At 62.8% G+C, this 19,591-nt stretch carries 17 protein-coding genes and 1 pseudogene; 10 read left to right on the top strand and 8 right to left on the bottom strand.

Annotated features, from left to right (window positions below):
* Window positions 1-29 precede the first annotated feature (29 nt).
* From AC1RZR_RS01350 to AC1RZR_RS01315, 8 genes and pseudogenes are all read left to right on the top strand, one after another.
* Window positions 30-680 carry an RNA-binding protein gene (locus AC1RZR_RS01350; RefSeq protein ID WP_111544685.1) on the top strand — a complete coding sequence of 217 codons (651 nt, stop codon included), beginning with the start codon at window positions 30-32 and terminating at the stop codon, window positions 678-680.
* On the top strand, window positions 677-3,244 hold the full coding sequence (gene infB / locus AC1RZR_RS01345) for a translation initiation factor IF-2 (RefSeq protein WP_477272699.1): 2,568 nt from the start codon (window positions 677-679) through the stop codon (window positions 3,242-3,244). Before AC1RZR_RS01350 ends, infB begins: the two co-directional genes overlap by 4 nt.
* A gap of 127 nt (window positions 3,245-3,371) precedes the next feature.
* Window positions 3,372-3,797, top strand: a complete 426-nt coding sequence (rbfA, locus tag AC1RZR_RS01340; protein WP_481827415.1) for a 30S ribosome-binding factor RbfA — start codon at window positions 3,372-3,374, stop codon at window positions 3,795-3,797.
* Complete coding sequence (truB, locus tag AC1RZR_RS01335; protein ID WP_481827414.1) at window positions 3,797-4,774, top strand: tRNA pseudouridine(55) synthase TruB; 978 nt, start codon at window positions 3,797-3,799, stop codon at window positions 4,772-4,774. The genes rbfA and truB overlap by 1 nt, the downstream gene beginning before the upstream one ends.
* 44 nt (window positions 4,775-4,818) lie before the next feature.
* A pseudogene (gene corA / locus AC1RZR_RS01330) lies at window positions 4,819-5,912 on the top strand (magnesium/cobalt transporter CorA).
* An 89-nt stretch (window positions 5,913-6,001) separates the two neighbouring features.
* On the top strand, window positions 6,002-6,364 hold the full coding sequence (rpsO, locus tag AC1RZR_RS01325; RefSeq protein ID WP_379017668.1) for a 30S ribosomal protein S15: 363 nt from the start codon (window positions 6,002-6,004) through the stop codon (window positions 6,362-6,364).
* Window positions 6,365-6,641: 277 nt separating this feature from the next.
* Window positions 6,642-8,786 (top strand): polyribonucleotide nucleotidyltransferase, encoded by a 2,145-nt coding sequence (gene pnp, locus AC1RZR_RS01320; protein ID WP_477272707.1) that lies wholly within the window; start codon window positions 6,642-6,644, stop codon window positions 8,784-8,786.
* A gap of 113 nt (window positions 8,787-8,899) precedes the next feature.
* A complete protein-coding gene (locus tag AC1RZR_RS01315; RefSeq protein WP_481827413.1) occupies window positions 8,900-9,919 on the top strand; it encodes a class I SAM-dependent methyltransferase in 1,020 nt (339 codons plus the stop codon).
* 17 nt (window positions 9,920-9,936) lie between these two features.
* On the opposite strand, the gene AC1RZR_RS01310 is transcribed toward AC1RZR_RS01315, so the two are convergent.
* From AC1RZR_RS01310 to fabA, 4 genes are all read right to left on the bottom strand, one after another.
* A complete protein-coding gene (locus AC1RZR_RS01310) occupies window positions 9,937-11,481 on the bottom strand; it encodes a putative bifunctional diguanylate cyclase/phosphodiesterase (protein WP_481827412.1) in 1,545 nt (514 codons plus the stop codon).
* Window positions 11,482-11,686: 205 nt separating this feature from the next.
* Window positions 11,687-12,499, bottom strand: coding sequence for an enoyl-ACP reductase FabI (fabI, locus tag AC1RZR_RS01305; protein ID WP_481827411.1), 813 nt, complete (start codon window positions 12,497-12,499; stop codon window positions 11,687-11,689).
* A gap of 31 nt (window positions 12,500-12,530) precedes the next feature.
* Window positions 12,531-13,751 (bottom strand): beta-ketoacyl-ACP synthase I, encoded by a 1,221-nt coding sequence (gene fabB, locus AC1RZR_RS01300; RefSeq protein WP_481827410.1) that lies wholly within the window; start codon window positions 13,749-13,751, stop codon window positions 12,531-12,533.
* A 36-nt stretch (window positions 13,752-13,787) separates the two neighbouring features.
* On the bottom strand, window positions 13,788-14,306 hold the full coding sequence (fabA, locus tag AC1RZR_RS01295; protein WP_477272717.1) for a 3-hydroxyacyl-[acyl-carrier-protein] dehydratase FabA: 519 nt from the start codon (window positions 14,304-14,306) through the stop codon (window positions 13,788-13,790).
* A gap of 243 nt (window positions 14,307-14,549) precedes the next feature.
* Here fabA and irrA point away from each other — a divergent pair, with 243 nt between their 5' ends.
* Entirely contained in the window at window positions 14,550-14,981 is a 432-nt protein-coding gene (irrA, locus tag AC1RZR_RS01290) for an iron response transcriptional regulator IrrA (protein ID WP_436163349.1), read from the top strand.
* A 118-nt stretch (window positions 14,982-15,099) separates the two neighbouring features.
* On the opposite strand, the gene AC1RZR_RS01285 is transcribed toward irrA, so the two are convergent.
* Window positions 15,100-15,660, bottom strand: a complete 561-nt coding sequence (locus AC1RZR_RS01285) for an SH3 domain-containing protein (RefSeq protein ID WP_477272720.1) — start codon at window positions 15,658-15,660, stop codon at window positions 15,100-15,102.
* 151 nt (window positions 15,661-15,811) lie between these two features.
* Here AC1RZR_RS01285 and AC1RZR_RS01280 point away from each other — a divergent pair, with 151 nt between their 5' ends.
* Window positions 15,812-16,813, top strand: a complete 1,002-nt coding sequence (locus AC1RZR_RS01280; RefSeq protein ID WP_477272722.1) for a 2-hydroxyacid dehydrogenase — start codon at window positions 15,812-15,814, stop codon at window positions 16,811-16,813.
* A gap of 169 nt (window positions 16,814-16,982) precedes the next feature.
* Here the strand turns inward: AC1RZR_RS01280 and AC1RZR_RS01275 are convergent, their stop codons facing one another.
* From AC1RZR_RS01275 to recF, 3 genes are all read right to left on the bottom strand, one after another.
* Window positions 16,983-17,471 carry a GNAT family N-acetyltransferase gene (locus AC1RZR_RS01275; protein WP_477272724.1) on the bottom strand — a complete coding sequence of 163 codons (489 nt, stop codon included), beginning with the start codon at window positions 17,469-17,471 and terminating at the stop codon, window positions 16,983-16,985.
* 2 nt (window positions 17,472-17,473) lie between these two features.
* Window positions 17,474-18,229 carry a molybdopterin-synthase adenylyltransferase MoeB gene (locus tag AC1RZR_RS01270; RefSeq protein ID WP_477272726.1) on the bottom strand — a complete coding sequence of 252 codons (756 nt, stop codon included), beginning with the start codon at window positions 18,227-18,229 and terminating at the stop codon, window positions 17,474-17,476.
* Between the two features lie 98 nt (window positions 18,230-18,327).
* Window positions 18,328-19,467, bottom strand: a complete 1,140-nt coding sequence (gene recF, locus AC1RZR_RS01265) for a DNA replication/repair protein RecF (RefSeq protein WP_477272728.1) — start codon at window positions 19,465-19,467, stop codon at window positions 18,328-18,330.
* Window positions 19,468-19,591: the final 124 nt, after the last annotated feature.

Raw genomic sequence — 19,591 nt, 5'->3', positions numbered from 1 at the left:
GCATCGCACCGAACCCGCCCTTGGACGAGATGAACGATCGAACCTGCATCGTCACCCGCAGGCAGGCCGAACCGGATGAATTGATCCGGTTCGTCGTCGGCCCGGATTCGGCCGTCGTACCCGACATCAAGAGAAATCTGCCCGGCCGTGGTTGCTGGGTGAGCGCCGACCGCCTACATATCGACAAGGCTGCGGCGAAGAACCTTTTTGCCCGCGCCTTCAAGGCACAGGTGGTCGTGCCGCCCGATCTTGGCGGCATGGTCGATGGGCTGCTTTCCAGATCCGCTCTGGGCATGCTTGGGCTTGCTCGCAAGGCAGGCGCAATTTCTCTTGGAGCCACCAAGGTCGAGAGCGCGGTGCGCGGTGGATTGGCGCTTTTCGTGCTTCACGCGACCGAGGCGTCCGACGACGGCGTGCGCAAGATCAGCCAGGCGCGACGGGCGACAGTCCATCTCGGCGGGCCCGCTATCCTTGCCTACAAACTTTTCTCCGAGGCCGAGTTGAGCTTGGCATTGGGGGGTACAAATGTGATACATGCTGCCGTTCTCGCGGGAGACGCGGGCAGGGCGGTCCAGAAGCGCATGGTTGCGCTCGACCGGTATCGGGGCGGTTCCCCGGACGATCTGGCAATGCTTGCGGCTGTTGCTGACGAAGATGATGCCGCAGAGGATATGGAATGAGCGATACGAAATCGGGTGACGACAATACGCTGAGTGTGACGCCGAAGAAGACCTTGACGCTGAAGCGCCCCGGTATGGAACAGGGCACTGTGCGCCAGAACTTCTCGCACGGCCGCACCAAGCAGGTCGTCGTCGAAACCAAGAAGCGCAAGTTCTCGATGCCCGGCGACAAGCCGGAGCCGGTTGCCGCCCCCGTCTTCACACCGAAGCCGGCGGTCGTGGCCGCACCCGTCGTGCAGGAAGCGCCGAAGGCGCCGCCACCGCCGCCGCCTCCGGTCGAGCGCAGCGGCATGGTGCTGAACGAACTGTCGCGCAGTGAAATGGAAGCGCGCCGCAGGGCGCTCGAAGGCTCGAAGGTACGCGAGGTCGAGGACCGTCAGCGCGCCGCCGAGGACGCCAAGCGCCGCGCCGAGGACGAAGAGCGCCGTCGCCGCGAACGCGAGGAATCCGCGCGCCGCCAGGCCGAGGAAGAGGCACGGTTGCAGACCGAGGCCGAGTCCCGCCGTCGCGCCGAAGAAGAGGCACGCCGCCGTGCGCCTTTGGCCGCCGAACTGGCGACGGTCGACGACGAGGAAGAGGTCAAGCCGAAGCGAACTGGCGCCGGTGCGCCGGTGCGCCGCCCGGTCACGCCCGAAGTGGCGCGTCCGGCCAAGCCGACCAAGGGCGAGGAAGATCGCCGCCGCGGCAAGCTGACGCTGAATTCCGCGCTTTCCGACGAGGATGCTCGGGCCCGTTCGTTGTCGTCGATGCGTCGCCGCCAGGAAAAATTCAAGCGCGCGATGCATAATGAGCCGCGCGAGAAAGTCATGCGCGAAGTGATCCTGCCCGAGACCATCACCATCCAGGAACTGGCGCAGCGCATGTCCGAGCGTGCGGTCGACGTCGTCAAGTTCTTCATGAAGCAGGGCCAGATCCTGAAGCCGGGCGACGTCATCGACGCCGACACCGCCGAACTGGTCGCCACCGAATTCGGCCACACGGTCCGCCGCGTCGCCGAGTCCGACATCGAGGAAGGCCTGTTCAACATCGCCGACAATGCCGAGGACTTGGTGACGCGTCCGCCTGTCGTGACGATCATGGGCCACGTCGATCACGGCAAGACCTCGCTGCTCGACGCCATCCGCAACGCCAATGTCGTGTCCGGTGAAGCTGGTGGCATCACCCAGCATATCGGTGCCTACCAGGTCGAGAAGAACGGTCACAAGATCACCTTCATCGACACGCCCGGCCACGCCGCCTTCACGGCGATGCGTGCTCGTGGCGCCCAGGCGACCGACATTGCCATCCTGGTGGTTGCGGCCGACGACAGCGTCATGCCGCAGACGATCGAATCGATCAGCCACGCAAAGGCGGCCGGCGTTCCGATCATCGTGGCGATCAACAAGATCGACAAGCATGATGCCGATCCGCAGAAAGTGCGTTCCGAACTGCTGCGCCACGAGGTCTTCGTCGAATCCATGGGCGGTGAAGTTCTGGACGTCGAAGTGTCGGCGACCAAGGGCACCAATCTCGACAAGTTGCTCGAGGCGATCCTGCTGCAGGCCGAAATCCTCGACCTGAAGGCCAATCCGGATCGTACCGCCGAGGGTGTCGTCATCGAAGCCCAGCTCGACAAGGGCCGTGGCCCCGTTGCCACCGTGCTGGTGCAGACCGGCACGCTGATGCCGGGCGACATCCTTGTTGCCGGCAACGAATGGGGCCGGGTGCGCGCGCTGGTCAACGATCGTGGCGGGCAGGTCAAGGAAGCGCCGCCGGCGATGCCGGTCGAAGTTCTTGGCTTGCAGGGTACCCCGCAGGCCGGCGACCGTTTCGCCGTGGTCAACAACGAAGCCCGTGCTCGCGAGATCACCGAATATCGCCAGCGTCTGGCGCGCGAGAAGGCGGTTGCCAAGCATGCCGGCCAGCGCGGTTCGCTCGAGCAGATGATGTCGCAGTTGCAGACGAGCGGGTTGAAGGAATTCCCGCTTGTCATCAAGGGCGACGTGCAGGGTTCGATCGAGGCGATCAACGCGGCGCTGGACAAGCTCGGCACCGACGAAGTGCGTGCGCGCATCGTCCATGCCGGCGCCGGCGCCATCACCGAAAGCGACGTGTCGCTGGCGGAGACTTCGGGTGCGGCGATCATCGGCTTCAATGTCCGCGCCAATGTCCAGGCGCGTGCCGCTGCCGCTGCCGCTGGCATCGAGATCCGCTACTACTCGATCATCTACAATCTCGTGGATGACGTGAAGGCGGCTCTGTCGGGCCTGCTGTCGCCGGAGCGTCGCGAAACCTTCATCGGCAATGCGCAGATCCTCGAGATCTTCGACATCACCAAGGTCGGCAAGATCGCCGGCTGCCGTGTCACCGAAGGCAAGGTCGAGCGTGGTGCGGGCGTGCGCCTGATCCGCGACAACGTCGTCATCCACGAAGGCACGCTGAAGACCCTGAAGCGCTTCAAGGACGAAGTTTCGGAAGTTCCCGGCGGCCAGGAGTGCGGCATGGCCTTCCAGAACTACGAGGACATGCGCGTCGGCGACATCATCGAGTGCTTCCGCGTCGAGATGGTGACCCGGACTCTCTGAGTTCGAGTGACTTGTCCATACCGGGCGGCGGTCGAAAGACCGCCGCCCGCAAGTCTATTGAGAATGACCCATATGAGACATGCGGCACGGTCCCATCCCGCGCCTCACGCTTTCAGGATTGAGAAAAATGCCCCGTCCAACCACATCCAGCCCATCCCAGCGTATGCTGCGCGTCGCCGAACAGGTCCGCCATGCGCTGTCCGAAACCCTGCAGCGCGGCGAGATCATCGATCCGCTGATCGAGAACACCGTGGTTTCGGTCTCGGAAGTGCGCATGTCGCCCGATCTGAAGGTCGCCACCGCTTTCGTCTCGCCACTCGGCGCCAAGGATACCGATGCCGTGGTCGAGGCGCTGAACAAGCATGCGAAATTCGTGCGCGGCCGGGTCTCCGGCGCGCTGCGGCAGATGAAGTTCATGCCGGAGTTCCGCTTCAAGCTCGACACCTCCTTCGACAATTTCGCCAGGATCAACGATCTCTTGAAGTCGCCCGAAGTGGCACGCGATCTGGGGCCCGAGGACCAGGACAAAGACGACAAGAAGGACACCGAATAGTGGCGCGTCGCGGCAAGAAGAAGGGCCGGCCGATCTCGGGCTGGCTGGTCCTGGACAAGCCTGTCGGCATGGGCTCGACCGAAGCCGTCTCCAAGATCAAATGGCTGTTCCAGGCGGAAAAGGCCGGCCATGCCGGCACGCTCGATCCGCTCGCCTCCGGTATGCTGCCGATCGCGCTTGGCGAAGCCACCAAGACCGTGCCTTACGTACAGGACGGCGCAAAGATCTATCGCTTCACCGTTGCCTGGGGACAGGAGCGTTCGACCGACGACCTCGAAGGCCCGGTGACGAACAGCTCCGACCTGCGTCCGTCGGAAGCCGAGGTGCTTGCGCTGCTGCCGAAATACACCGGCGTCATCATGCAGACGCCGCCGCAATTCTCGGCCATCAAGATCGCAGGCGAGCGCGCTTATGATCTGGCACGCGACGGCGCGACGGTCGACATACCCGCGCGTGAGATCGAGATCGGCCGGCTCGATATTGTCGAGCACAATGCCGATCATACGGTCTTCGAGGTCGAATGCGGCAAGGGCACCTATGTGCGCTCGCTGGCCCGCGACATGGGCCGCGACCTCGGCTGTTTCGGCCATATTTCCGAACTGCGCCGGGTCGAGGTCGAACCGTTCACATCGGAGGATTTCGTCACCATCGCCGAATTGGAAGCCGCCCGCTTCGGCACGCCGGGTGAAGACAAGCCAGACGCGACGGACGCCGTCGACGCGGTGGAAGTGCCAATCGACTTCGGTGCCATCGATGCGCTTCTGGTGGATACGTCGGCGGCTCTCGACTGCCTGCCGCAGATTGCCATCAGCGACGATGCGGCGACGAAGATCCGCCTCGGCAATCCTGTCATCATTCGTGGTCGCGACGCACCGGTGGAAGCCGAAGAAGCCTGCGCCACGGCGCGTGGCAAGCTGGTCGCCATCGGTGCCATCGAGCAAGGCATGTTCAAGCCAAAGCGGGTCTTTGCCGGGTGACGGCTGTCGTCTAACTTCAGTTCGACTTTACGCTCGAGGGGAAAATGGCAAAGGCCGAGGCGGTGAAAAAACGGGCGCCGGTGAAGACGCGGCGGCCGCCGGTCGGCGCATCGCCCGGCACGCTGATCGCCGATCCGGCGGCGCGGCGCTCGGAACTGCGGCTGACCCTGATCTCGCCGCAGAAGTTCAAGACCATCGAAAACGCCAGCATCGACGACCTCAACACCCATTGCGACAAATGGCCGGTCATCTGGCTCGATTGCACCGGCCTCGCCAACATTCCGCTGATCGAGGAGATCGGTCGCATTTTCAGCCTGCATCCGCTGGCGCTGGAGGATGTCGTCAACACCGGCCAGCGGCCGAAGGTAGACTTCTTCGAGGATCACGCCTTCGTCGTCGTCAGGATGATCGACGACGTCACGTCGCACCGCTATGAGCAGATCGCCGTCTTCTTCGGCAAGAACTTCGTCGTCACCTTCCAGGAGCGTGAAGGCGATCCGTTCAATCCCGTGCGCAAGCGCATCGAAAGCTCGGCGCCCAACCGGCTGCGCGCGCGCGGCGCCGACTACCTTGCCTACGCGCTGATCGACGCCATCGTCGACAGCTATTTCCCGCCGATCGAGGCTGCCGCCGACACGGTCGACGGCATCGAGGACGAAATGCTGCATTCGCCGCACAAGCATCAAATGCGGCAGCTGCATGAATTGCGTCGCGACGCCAATGTGCTGAAAGGGGTGCTGTGGCCGATGCGCGATGCGCTCGCAACGCTGATCCGCAACGACGTGCCCTATGTGAAGGCCGAGACCAAGATCTTCCTCAACGACACGCTCGACCATGCGCTCAGGCTGATCGAACTGGTCGAAACCCAGCGCGACATGCTGACCGGCCTGATCGAGATGCATCTGTCGTTGAGCCAGGCGCGCACCAACGACGTCATCAGCTATCTCACGATCGTCTCGGTGATCTTCATGCCGCTCACCTTCCTGGTTGGCATATGGGGCATGAATTTCGATCAGAGTCTTCGCCCTGGAACATGCCGGAGTTGAAAGCCTATTACGGCTACCCGGCATCGCTGCTGTTCATGGCACTTGTCGCATTTGGGCTGATCGCCTTCTTCAAATGGAAGAAATGGCTTTGACAAGGATAAAACCAGCCATTTGGACCTGAAAAGCCGACTTGTGAATTGGGCTGGTGTTTTCCGGGAAATTGCACTATACGCGCCGCAGCATAGCGCTAAGACGCTTTGCTTGCACCGGCCCCTGCTGGACGACATCCCGGCTGAGGGCGACCCGTTTCCTCAAACAGATAAGGAAAAACACGATGTCGATTACTGCCGAGCGCAAACAGGAATTGATGGGTGAATTCGCAACAGCCAAGGGCGATACCGGGTCTCCGGAAGTCCAGGTGGCCATCCTTTCCGAGCGCATCAAGAACCTGACCGACCATTTCAAGGACCACAAGAAGGATAATCATTCCCGCCGTGGTCTGCTCGCTCTCGTCTCCCAGCGCCGCAGCCTGCTTGATTATCTCAAGCGCAAGGACGACGCGCGCTACCAGACGCTGATCGAGAAGCTCGGTCTGCGCCGTTGACGAATTGACCGGCGGGCTTTCTTCGGAAGGCCCGCCGGTCGCGCATTCTGCCAGTCGCATCGATTGGCTAGACCCGGTTTCGAGCATGCAGAGGGCCACTCGAAACCGCCCATGGACGGTCATGGGGCAGGATTGCAGGACGCTCGCGCGCTCGCCGCGCTGAAACCACCCGAGCTTCCCGTTGTCTTGCCCGTGGCTGCCCGAGAAAGGAAGCCAGGGAAAGGGCATCCGCGCACCGTGAAACGGCGCGGCCCTTTCCGCTTATTAAGGACAAGATATGTTCAATCACCACAAAGTGGAAATCGAATGGGGCGGTCGTCCGCTCATCCTCGAAACCGGCAAGATCGCCCGCCAGGCTGACGGCGCGGTGCTTGCGACCTACGGCGAGACCAAGGTTCTCGCCACCGTCGTTTCGATGAAGGAGCCCAAGCCAGGCCTCGATTTCTTCCCGCTGACCGTCAACTACCAGGAAAAGACCTACGCCGCCGGCAAGATCCCGGGTGGCTATTTCAAGCGTGAAGGTCGCCCGAGCGAGAAGGAAACGCTGGTTTCCCGCCTCATCGACCGCCCGATCCGCCCGCTGTTCGCGGCAGGCTACAAGAACGACACCCAGATCGTCGTCACCGTCGTCCAGCATGACCTCGAGAACGATCCCGACATTCTGTCGATCGTCGCCACCTCGGCCGCTTTGACCCTGTCGGGCGTGCCCTTCATGGGCCCGATCGGCGGCGCCCGCGTCGGCTACATCAACGGCGAATACGTCCTCAACCCGCATGTCGACGAGATGCAGGAATCCAAGCTCGACCTCGTCGTCGCCGGCACCACCGACGCCGTTCTGATGGTCGAATCGGAAGCCAAGGAACTTGGCGAAGAGCTGATGCTCGGCGCCGTCATGTTCGGTCACAAGGGCTTCCAGCCGGTTATCGACGCCATCATCAAGCTGGCCGAAGTTGCCGCCAAGGAGCCGCGCGACTTCACCGCGCCGGACTATTCCGCACTTGAAGCCGAGATGCTGAAGATCGTCGAAGGCGAGCTTCGCGATGCCTACAAGAACACCGACAAGCAGAAGCGCTATGCCGCCGTCGACGCCGTCAAGGCGAAGGTCAAGGCCGCGTTTGCTCCGGCTGAAGGTGAAGAGGCCAAGTACACGTCCGAGCAGATCGGCACCGTGTTCAAGGAACTTCAGGCCAAGGTCGTGCGCTGGAACATCCTCGACACCGGCTCGCGCATCGATGGTCGCGACCTCAAGACGGTCCGCAAGATCGTCTCCGAAGTCGGCGTACTGCCGCGCACGCACGGTTCGGCGCTGTTCACCCGCGGCGAGACCCAGGCGCTGGTCGTTGCCACGCTCGGCACCGGCGAGGACGAACAGTATGTCGATTCGCTGACCGGCATGTACAAGGAGAAGTTCCTCCTCCATTACAACTTCCCTCCTTACTCCGTCGGTGAAACCGGCCGCATGGGTTCGCCGGGCCGCCGCGAAATCGGCCATGGCAAGCTCGCCTGGCGCGCTATCCGCCCGATGCTGCCGAGCGCTGACCAGTTCCCCTACACGCTGCGCGTCGTCTCGGAGATCACCGAGTCCAACGGCTCGTCGTCGATGGCGACCGTCTGCGGCACCTCGCTGGCACTGATGGATGCCGGCGTGCCGCTGGCCAAGCCCGTCGCTGGTATCGCCATGGGCCTGATCAAGGAAGGCGAGCGCTTCGCCGTGCTCTCCGACATCCTTGGCGACGAGGATCACCTCGGCGACATGGACTTCAAGGTCGCCGGCACCGCCAACGGCATCACCTCGCTGCAGATGGACATCAAGATCGATGGCATCACCGAGGAGATCATGCAGATCGCGCTTGGCCAGGCCAAGGACGGCCGTCTGCATATCCTCGGCGAGATGTCGAATGCGCTCTCCGGCGCGCGTTCGGAGCTCGGTGAGTTCGCACCGCGCATCGAGGTCATGCACATCCCGACCGACAAGATCCGTGACGTCATCGGCTCGGGCGGCAAGGTCATCCGCGAGATCGTCGAAAAGACCGGCGCCAAGATCAACATCGAGGACGACGGCACGGTCAAGATCGCTTCGTCCAACGCCAAGGAAATCGAGGCGGCGAAGAAGTGGATCCACACCATCGTCGCCGAGCCGGAAGTGGGCGAGATCTACGAAGGCACGGTCGTCAAGACCGCCGACTTCGGTGCTTTCGTCAACTTCTTCGGTCCGCGTGACGGCCTCGTCCACATCTCGCAGCTTGCCAACGACCGGGTCGCCAAGACCTCGGACGTCGTCAAGGAAGGCGACAAGGTCTGGGTCAAGCTGATGGGCTTCGACGAGCGCGGCAAGGTCCGCCTGTCGATGAAGGTCGTCGACCAGGCCACCGGTAAGGAACTCGCCCGCGACAAGAAGACCGAAGAAGAAAACGCCGCCTGATTGGTGCGGGATACTAAATCGAAGCGGGCGCGGCTTATGTCGCGCCCGTTTTTATTTTCGGCCCGATTTTCATTTTCAGAATGCCAAGACAGGCCTCGTTTCGAGATCGAACAATGTCCGCCGAGCCGCTGAAGACGCTTTTTCATCCCTTTGAGGTCGACGCTGTTCCTTTGCCGGGAAAGGGTGATCGCGCCCTGTTTCTCGGCGCCGAGCCGGGCTTTCGCCTGCCCGAAGGCTTCGAGGCCGCGCTGCACCTCGTACAGGGCTTCCGGCCGCATTTTCGAGCGCTACAGGCATCTGGCTTCATCGTCACCGCGCAAGCGGAAGGCGGAGGCTTCGACATGGCACTCGTCCTTGCCGGCCGGCATCGCGGCCTGAACGAATTGCGCCTCGCCGAGGCACTCGAGCGTGTGGCACCGGGCGGATTGGTTGTCGTTGCCGGCGGCAAGGACGATGGTATCGCCAGCCTGCGCAAGCGCATTGACGAACTTGTGCCGCTGGAGGGCCACCTGCCGAAATATCACGGCATCGCCTTCTGGCTTCGCCGGCCTGCCGATCTGGCCGCTGCGCAAGACCTGCGCGCCGCCAATCCCGCCCTACTGGTCGAAGGCCGGTTCGGCACCGCGCCCGGCATGTTTTCCTTCGACCGGGTCGATACCGGCTCGAAATTGCTGGTCGAGAACTTGCCTGGCGACCTGCGGGGCAACGTTGCCGATTTCTGCGCCGGCTGGGGCTATGTGGCGGCCGAGGTAGCCGCCCGCTCCCCAGGCCTGTCGGTGCTCGATCTCTACGAGGCCGAATTCGACGCACTGGAAGCGGCGAAGCTCAATCTGGCAGGGGCTAGCCAGTCGATCGTCAGGGATTTTTTCTGGATCGATCTGCTGAAGGAACCGGTCGAGAAGCGCTACGACGCGATCGCCATGAACCCGCCCTTTCATCGCAGCCGTGCCGCCGAGCCGGAGATCGGCGCCGGCATGATCCGCGCGGCAGCCAAGGCCCTGAAGCCCGGCGGGCGGCTGTTCATGGTCGCCAACCGTCAGCTTCCCTACGAACCGGTGCTGTCGGCTGCCTTTTCGAGCCATGCCGAGCTCGCCCGCGACGGCATGTTCAAGGTGCTTGTCGCGCGCCGCTGAACCACTCGGCGCCGCGTTCAATGCAGATTGGCGACGCGTCGGACCTCGTCGGTGGCATACGCGTCACCGACCCTGAACCTGAGTGGCGCCGGCCTGCCGAACAGGTAGCCCTGCACCACTTCGCAGCCGGCCGCCCTGAGCAGCGTCGCCTGGCTTTCGGTCTCGACGCCTTCGGCGATAATGCTGACCCCGAGCGCGCGCGAAAGCCCGACGATGGTCGAGACAACCGCGCCGGAGCTTGAGTCTGTATCGAGGCGGCTGACGAAGGAGCGGTCGATCTTCAATTTGCCGAACGAGAAGTCGATCAGGTAGCTCAGATTGGAATAGCCGGTGCCGAAATCGTCGACGGCAACCGAGATACCCATGTCCGCCAGCTCCTTGAGGATCGTGGCGGCGCGGTCGCGGTCTTGCATCATCGCCGTCTCTGTGACTTCCAGTTCCAGCCGCGACGGCTTGATGCCAGTGCTCGTCATGGTGTCGCGCACGATACCGACGAAGTCCTTGGTCATGAACTGCACGGGCGAGATGTTGACGGCGACGAAGCAGTCGTCGGGCAGGTGACGGGCGTCACTGCAGGCCTTGCGTAGCACCCATTCGCCGATCGGACCGATCATGCCGGTTTCCTCGGCGATCGGGATGAACTCCATCGGCGGGATCATGCCGCGTTCGGGATGCCGCCAGCGGATCAGCGCTTCATAACCGACGATGCGGCCGGTGGGGAGATCGAGCTGCGGCTGGTAGTGAAGATCGAAGTCGCCGCGCTCGAAGGCAATGTGCAGCTCGGACTCGACCCACTGGCGGTGGTCGGCGACCCTGCCCATTTCTGCGTGGAAGACCGACCAATTGCCGACGCCACTGGCGCGCGCATTCTGCAGCGCCAGATTGGAGCGGCGCAGGATGAGGACCGGATCGACGCCGTCCTTTGGCATCGCCACGATGCCCACCGACAGGCTGACCGATTGCAGGTGCGTGCTGAGCTCATAGGGCTCCATCATCTCGTCGATGAGCCTCTCGATGGCGCTTTCCAGCGACCCTTGCACCTGATTGTCGGGGAGCAGGACCGCGAATTCACCGGCGCCGATGCGTCCGATTATCGCGCGTTGCGGCACGCAGGTCTTCAATCGCTTGGTGAAGGCGCGGATCAACTCGTCGCCCTGGCTGTAGCCGATGGCGTCGTTGATCTGCTTGAACCGATCGATGTCGATGTCGATGAGGAACATCGGCTCGCCGGTCCGGCTTGTCGCACAGGCCGCCTCGGCAATCTTGCCGACCATCGCCGGACGAGCCAGCAGGCCGGTGAGCTTGTCGAAATGGGTTTCCTCGAAGACGAAATCCGCCGATTCATCCACTCCGGCAAAGAAGGACATCGCGGCTACCGACGCCGCCAGGGCGCAAAGGGCGGCCATTATGGCGACCATCATATCCGCCGGTATGCCGGCGAAACCATCGCCGAGACCGTGCTTCAATCCCCAGAGTCCGAGGACGAAACTGCCAATACCCGAGCTTGCTATGGTGAGCAGCCGGAATACCGGTGTTCGCTTCGGGTTGCTGACGGCGGGCATTGAAGGTCCCCAGAGTACAGGCCCTTCTAGCGGATATATCCTTAAAATGAGTTTCCGCGAAAGCGTCCAATTTTATTGGACCTGAAGTATTTCTTGAGCGGACTAAAGCGCGTCGCGTTGAAACGGAATCAGTCGACGCCCTTTAAGCTTCTGTTTTATGCATGTCGTGGTCCCAAAACCGCTGCGCACTTTTGGGTGACGTGCATTAGTCTCGCCCGCCATCGGTCTGCTTCAATTCATCGAGCGTCGGCATGGAAACAATGTGATAGCCGGAATCGACATAGTGGATTTCGCCGGTGACGCCGGAAGACAGGTCGGACAACAGATAGAGCGCGGAACCGCCGACCTCGTCGATGGTCACGGTGCGGCGCAGCGGCGAGTTGCGCTGCTGGTAGGAGAACATGTGGCGCGCATCGGAAATCCCGGCGCCGGCGAGCGTGCGCACCGGTCCGGCCGATATGCCGTTCACCCGGATGCCGCGCGGACCGTAGTCGTTGGCGAGGTAACGCACACTGGCTTCCAGCCCGGCCTTGGCGACGCCCATGACATTGTAGTTCGGCATGACACGGACCGAACCCGCATAGGTCAGCGTGATCATCGATCCGCCGCCCTGCATCAAGGCGGCGGCATGGCGGGCGATCTCGGTGAAGGAATAACAGGAGATCACCATGGTGCGGACGAAATTGTCACGGCTGGTGTCGGCGTAGAGCCCCTTCAGTTCGTTCTTGTCGGAAAAGCCGATGGCGTGGACGACGAAATCCAGCCCGCCCCAGGCGTTGCCCAGGGTCTCGAACGTGGCCGCCACCGAATCGCTGTCCTCGACGTCGCATGGCACGACCAGCGAGGCACCGAGCTTGTCGGCGAGCGGTTTGACCCGGCGCCCGAAGGCGTCGCCCTGATAGGTGAAGGCAAGCTCCGCCCCATGTTCGGATAATTTCCGGGCAATACCCCAGGCGATCGAATGATCGTTGGCGACACCCATGACAAGCCCGCGCTTGCCCTTCATCAATCCGTCCATGGCCGCCAATCCTTATACAAAAACGCTGGCCTTATGCGGAATAGCGCTGGAAAACGAGCGTTGCGTTGGTGCCACCGAAGCCGAACGAATTTGACAAAACAGTGTCGATCTTGGCGTTGTCGATGCGCTTTCGCACAATCGGCATGCCCTCGAATTCGGGGTCGAGGGTTTCGATATGGGCGCTTTCGCCGATGAAACCGCCCTGCATCATCAGGATCGAGTAGATGGATTCCTGCACGCCGGCAGCACCCAGTGAATGGCCGGTCAGCGATTTCGTCGACGTGATGTACGGCATCTTTTCGCCGAACACCTCGCGGATAGCGCCCATCTCCTTGGAATCGCCCACCGGCGTCGACGTGCCGTGAGTGTTGATGTAGTCCACCGGTGCGGAAATCGTCGCCATTGCCTGGCGCATGCAGCGGACCGCGCCTTCGCCGGATGGCGCCACCATGTCGTAGCCGTCCGAGGTCGCGCCGTAGCCGACGATCTCGGCGTAGATCTTGGCGCCGCGCGCCTTGGCGTGCTCCAGTTCTTCCAGCACCAGCACGCCGGCGCCGCCGGCGATGACGAAGCCATCTCGATCGGCGTCATAGGCGCGCGAGGCGGCGGATGCCCGGTCGTTGAATTTCGAGGACATGGCGCCCATGGCGTCGAACAGATCCGACATCGTCCAGTCGAGATCCTCGTGACCACCGGCAAAGACCATATCCTGCTTGCCCCACTGGATCAGTTCGTAGCCATTGCCGATGCAATGCGCCGAGGTCGAGCAGGCCGACGAGATCGAGTAGTTGACGCCGTGGATCTTGAACCAGGTGGCAAGCGTTGCCGATGCGGTCGACGACATCGCCTTCGGCACCGCGAACGGACCGATGCGCTTGGGGCTGCCGTTCTTCAGGGTGATTTCGGCCGCTTCGACGATGGTGCGGGTGGAGGGTCCGCCCGATCCCATGACGATGCCGGTGCGCTCATTGGTGACGTCGCTCTCGCCGAGGCCCGCATCCGCGATAGCCTGATCCATGGCGACGTGGTTCCAGGCGGCACCTTTCGACAGGAAGCGCATCGCACGGCGATCGATCATGGCGGATGGATCGAGCGTCGGCGCTCCCCAAACCTGGCAGCGGAAGCCATGTTCGGCGAAGGAATCGGAGAAGCTGATGCCGGATCGGGCGTCATGCAGCGAGGCCTGCACCTCGTTGGCATTGTTGCCAATCGACGACACGATGCCGAGGCCTGTGACTACGACACGTCTCATTCGCAACTCCTTCCAGGGGGCCGGCAGGGATGCCGGTCAGCCAACCGCCGACTGCTTGGACAGACCGACCTTCAAATCCGTAGCCGCGTATATGGGTTCGCCATCCGCCTTCAGCCAGCCATCGGCGATGCCGAGCACCAGCCGGCCACGCATCACGCGCTTGAAATCGATCCCATACTCGACCTTCTTCACCGAGGGCGTCACCATGCCCTTGAATTTGACCTCACCGGTCGACAGCGCCATTCCCTTGCCGGGTTCGCCGAGCCAGCCGAGATAGAAGCCCGTCAATTGCCACATGGCGTCGAGTCCGAGGCACCCCGGCATGATCGGATTGCCGATGAAATGGCAGGCAAAGAACCACAGGTCCGGCTTGATGTCGAATTCCGCGCGGATGAACCCCTTGTCGAAGGCGCCGCCTGTCTCGCTGATCTCGGTGATGCGGTCGAACATCAGCATGGGCGGATAGGGAAGCTGGGCATTGCCCGGTCCGAACAGTTCGCCGCGGGCGCAGGCCAGCAATTCGTCGTAGTCGTAGCTGGATTTCGAACCCGCCATCAATCTCGTCCCCATATCGTTCCGGGCTATCGGGTGCCCTTGTCGTTGGTTTCCTAACACAATCTGTTTCAGGCCGGAAACCGGCGTTTGCGCTTAACCTGCTCGTTTGTCCGGGTCAATGCGCGCTATTGATCGCTTTCGGACGACAGAATATATGTCAGCAGAGGTCCGGTTTCGGCAGACGTTCATTTTTTTGCCATTCTGGGCGTGTCTTGGGGCGGAACTGTGGGGTTCGACGAGAAGATGGACCTGGACGGTCGGAAGGAAAATGTCGCTGTGGACAAGCGGGTCCGTGAAGCCGGCCTGAGGCCGACACGCCAGCGTATTGCGCTGGCCGACCTGCTTTTCGCCAAGGGCGACCGTCATTTGTCGGCCGAGGAACTGCACGAGGAGGCGGTCGCCGCCGGCGTGCCGGTGTCGTTGGCCACCGTCTACAACGCCCTCCACCAGTTCACCCAGGCGGGCCTGTTGCGCATCCTCGCCGTCGAGGGCTCGAAGACCTATTTCGACACCAACACCTCCGATCACCACCATTTCTACATCGAAGGCGAAAACCGCATATTTGACATCGACAGCGGTCCGGTGACGGTTGCCAACCTGCCGGAGCCGCCAGAGGGGATGGAGATCGCCAATGTCGATATCGTGGTGAGGCTGCGCCCAAAACGCCGCGAATGACCGGCGAGGGATGAAATCCCTCGATCCGGCTTTCAGGACACCTATCTCGGCCACATCGGGCGCTGATCCACGACCGCGATCTTTGGTCCGGAACGATCGTGGTCAAAGGGTCTAAAAATCAGTCCTTGACCCGTTCGCCGGGATAGGCGCCCCAGACAAGCGACTGGGCGAGCCAGCCAGTGTGGCCGTCGAACGTCATTTCGCACCACTGGCCGTCGCAGGACTTGATCGTGCCCATGACGCCCGGCTCGACCATCGCGACGACCCTTGCATCCTTTTCGGGGCTGTTGAGAAGGTTGACCTGGGCGTCCTTGCCGCGCTGCCATGGGGCGACGATTGCCGTGCGCCGACCGGAAAGCAGCGACTGGTTGATCCAGCCCTCCGAACCGTCGGCATCGCGCACGCGGCGCCATGTATCGAATTCCTGGATGATCTCCATCGGCAGGCCAGCCTTCATATACATCCAGTCGACCGAGTAGTTGGCGCCGGGGCCGACGCGCGAGTTGACGCGGCCGGATTTCAGGCTGACGAATCGCGGCAGCGGCAGACCGCTCGGGCCGAGCGTGATGACGCTCTGGGCAGGTGCCGCCGCACTCTGCGCCGCAGCAAGCGGAGAATAAAGCAGAGCGCCGATAAATGCTGCGCTGAGGGTCAGGCGAAGCGACGCGAAACCAGACACTTTCATTCCTTTCGGCGCTTGCCTTGGCGCCCCTTTTTCTTTGTCTTCGGCGGCACCGCTTGTTACATGGGGTAATCGGCACCGCGACCGGCTTTCAGTTTCGCCGGTCTTGGTTAAAGAGGTCTCAACGAGATCCGGGTACGAGGAAACAATGGCAGGCAAAAAGAAGCCTCTCGTCGTCATCACGCGAAAGCTGCCCGACCCGGTCGAGACCCGCATGCGTGAACTGTTCGATGCCCGGCTGAATGTCGAGGACAGGCCGATGACGCAGCCGGAACTGGTTGCGGCGGTCAAGGAAGCCGACGTGCTGGTTCCGACGGTGACCGACCAGATCGACGCCGCGCTGATCGCCCAGGCCGGCGACAATCTTAAGCTGATCGCCAATTTCGGCAATGGCGTCGACAAGATCGATGTCTCGGCGGCGGCCAAGAAGGGCATCACCGTCACCAACACGCCCAATGTGCTGACCGAGGACACCGCCGACATGACCATGGCGCTGATGCTGGCGGTGCCGCGGCGGCTGGTGGAAGGCGCCAACGTGCTCACCGGCGACAAGAAATGGGCCGGCTGGTCGCCGACCTGGATGCTTGGCCGGCGCATCTGGGGCAAGCGGCTCGGCATAGTCGGCATGGGCCGCATCGGCACCGCGGTCGCCAGACGGGCCAAGGCCTTCGGCCTGTCGATCCACTATCACAACCGCCATCGCGTGCTGCCGGCCGTGGAAGACGGGCTGGAGGCGACCTATTGGGAAAGCCTCGACCAGATGCTGGCCCGCATGGATATCATTTCGGTCAATTGCCCCTCGACGCCGGCGACCTTCCATCTGCTTTCGGCGCGGCGGCTGGCGCTGCTGCAGCCAACGGCCTATATCGTCAACACCGCACGCGGCGACATCATCGACGAAGAAGCGCTGGTCAAGTTGATCCAGGACGGCAAGCTCGCCGGGGCCGGCCTCGACGTCTACGAGCACGAGCCGGCACTGAACGGCAAGCTGCTGAAGCTCGCCGCCAAGGGCAAGGTCGTGCTTCTGCCGCATATGGGCTCGGCGACGCTCGAAGGCCGCATCGACATGGGCGAAAAGGTCATCATCAACATCCGCGCATTCGTCGACGGCCACCGCCCGCCGGATCGCGTGCTGCCGCTTAGAGTATGATCCCGAAAAGTGCAGACTGGTTTTCTCGGACAAACGGAAACCGTTTGTCCAGAGACCATGCTCAAACAAAGGGATAGAGCCCATCCCGATTCCATCGGGATGGAACAGATCCAGAAGCCGATGCTATCGAAGCACGGCGTTCGTGGCTTTTTCGAATGAAAGTCCGGGCTTACGAAAGCACCTTGCGCAGGGTGATCGAGGTCGGCTTGAGGTAGCCCTCATGGGCCGTCCGTTCGGTCTCGTGAAAGCCGAAGCGCGCAAAGGCCGCATGGTTCCCGGTCAGTTCGATCCGCGTCTGAAGCTCGACCGCAGCCTTGCCGCGGCTGCGGGCAAGATCTTCGACCGCCTGCATCAGCCGTCGGCCAATGCCTTGTCCCTGACAAGCCGGCGCGACGGCGAGCTTGCCGACATAATATTCCGTCCCCTTCTCAAGGGCAAAAACGCAGCCGACGATCTTGTCGCCGTTGAGCGCCACGAAGCCGGTCTCTCGCCGCGCCTTGTCCCGCAGAGTGTCGGCGGTCAGCAGGTGTGCTGACGATGGAGGGTCGATGACGCCGTCCATGGCGGCGAAGGCGTCCATGATCAGTGCCAGCACATCGTTCCAGCGGTCGAAATCGGCCGGGATCCGCGTGATGGAGGCAGGTTCGGTCGGGTCCACGGTCAGTTTCTCTTGTAGCGGATGGTCTCGAAGCGCGCGGCCAGCGCATCATAGAGCAGCAGCCGGCCGACCAGCGGCTCGCCAATGCCGGTGATCAGCTTGATCGCCTCCATCGCCTGCAGCGTGCCGACGACGCCGGTCAGGGCTCCAAGCACCCCGGCCTCGGCACAGGATGGCACCAGGCCAGGTGGCGGCGATTCCGGAAACAGATCGCGATAGCCCGGATTGGGCCTGCCGTCCTTGCCGTCTTCGAATGGCTTCAGCACGGTCACCGAGCCGTCGAAGCGTCCGACGGCGGCATGCACCAGCGGTCTCCTTTCGCTCGCGCAGGCGTCGGCAACGGCATAGCGGGTTTCGAAATTGTCGGAACCGTCGACGACAATGTCATAACGGGCGACGAGGGCAGGAGCGTTGTCAGTGCTCAGCCGGAATGGATGCGTCTCGACAATGGAGTTGGGGTTGATGCGCGCGATTGCCGCCTTGGCACTATCGGTTTTCAGCATGCCGACAGTGTCGGTGGCGTGAATGACCTGGCGCTGCAGATTGGACAGCGAAACCGTGTCATCGTCGACAACGCCGAGCGTGCCGACGCCGGCGGCGGCAAGATATTCGAGCACCGGCGCGCCCAGCCCGCCGGCGCCGATGACCAGAACCCGCGCCTGTTTCAGTCTCTGCTGGCCGGCGCCGCCGACCTCGGGCAGCACGATGTGGCGGGCATAGCGTTCGATCTCGTCGGCGGTCAGGGCGGCTGCGGTCATTGCCGGACCATATCGTGGCTGAAAAACCTTGTCAGGAGCCAATGCATGTCGCCCAAAAGTGTGAAGCGGTTTGCGGCAACGACATGCATAGGCAAAGATCAGTCCGTTGGCCCAACCGTGCCGTGGTCGACAGTCAGGAACTGCGCACGCCCCTTGAGACTGGAAAACAGCGCCGCATCGGTTCCGGTCATGAACGCCTGGCAGTTCAAGTCCTCGAGGATGGAGAACAGCGCCGCGCGCCGCCCGCCGTCGAGATGCGCAGCGATTTCGTCAAGCAGCAGGATTGGTGTCATGCCGGACATCTCGCCGGTCAGCCGGGCGTGCGACAGCACGATGCCGACCAGCAGCGCCTTCTGCTCGCCTGTCGAGCAGAGTTCGGCCGGCATCGCCTTGGGACGGTGCCGAACCACCAGGTCCGAACGGTGCGGGCCGTCGAGCGTGCGCCCGGCGGCGCGGTCGCGGTCACGGCCGTCGGCAAGCGTTTGGCGGAACCGCTCCTCGACATCGACTGCCGGCGCGCTGGCGACCTCCGCCTCCAGGTCACCCGAAAGGCCGATATCGGCCTGCGGAAACGGTCCGGTATCGGGCAGCTTGTCGATCATCGCGGCCAGCAGGCGCACCATCTCGGCGCGTGCGGCAGCAATCGCCACGCCGGTTTCGGCCATTTGTGTCTCGATCGCGTCGAACCAGCGGTCGTCTCGGGATCCTTCGGTAAGCAATCGGTTACGGCCACGCATAGCCTTCTCGTAGTCGATCGCACGCTGGCCGTGGCCGGGGTCGATCGCCAGCACCAGCCGGTCGAGAAAGCGCCGGCGATCTGCGGCCGGGCCGGTGAACAGCGCGTCCATCGCCGGTGTCAGCCACACCACGCGCAGCCATTCCAGCATGTCCTCGGCCGAACGCGCAGAAGCCCCGTTGATACGCACTCGCCTGCCGCCTTCGCCGACACTGTCGCCACCCGAAATGCCCGTACCGATCTCGACATGGCCGTCGGGACCGTCGAGCCGCGCGTGCAGGGCAAAGCCGCCGTCGCCGCCCTCGCGCGCGACATCCGCGTAAGGCGCGCGGCGCAAGCCCCGCCCTGGCGTCAGCAAGGAGATCGCTTCGAGGAGGTTCGTCTTGCCGGCGCCGTTGTCGCCGGAAAAAACCACGGCACCCGGCGCCAGGTCGATCGCTAGCCCCGCGTAGTTGCGGAAGTTAGTAAGCGTAAGCTTACTTATGTGAGTCTGTGCCGGCAACCGCTATCCGCCTATAGGGCGGTTCGTCGTTTCATGGAAACGTTGAACCGCTCTATCTCCTTGTTTTGATGCAATTCCGGACGAAAACCCGTTTCACGCTGGAATTGCTCTGGAAGTCGCCGAA

The organism is Mesorhizobium bavaricum (assembly GCF_056781655.1).
This window is presented reverse-complemented; position numbering and strand designations above follow the sequence as displayed.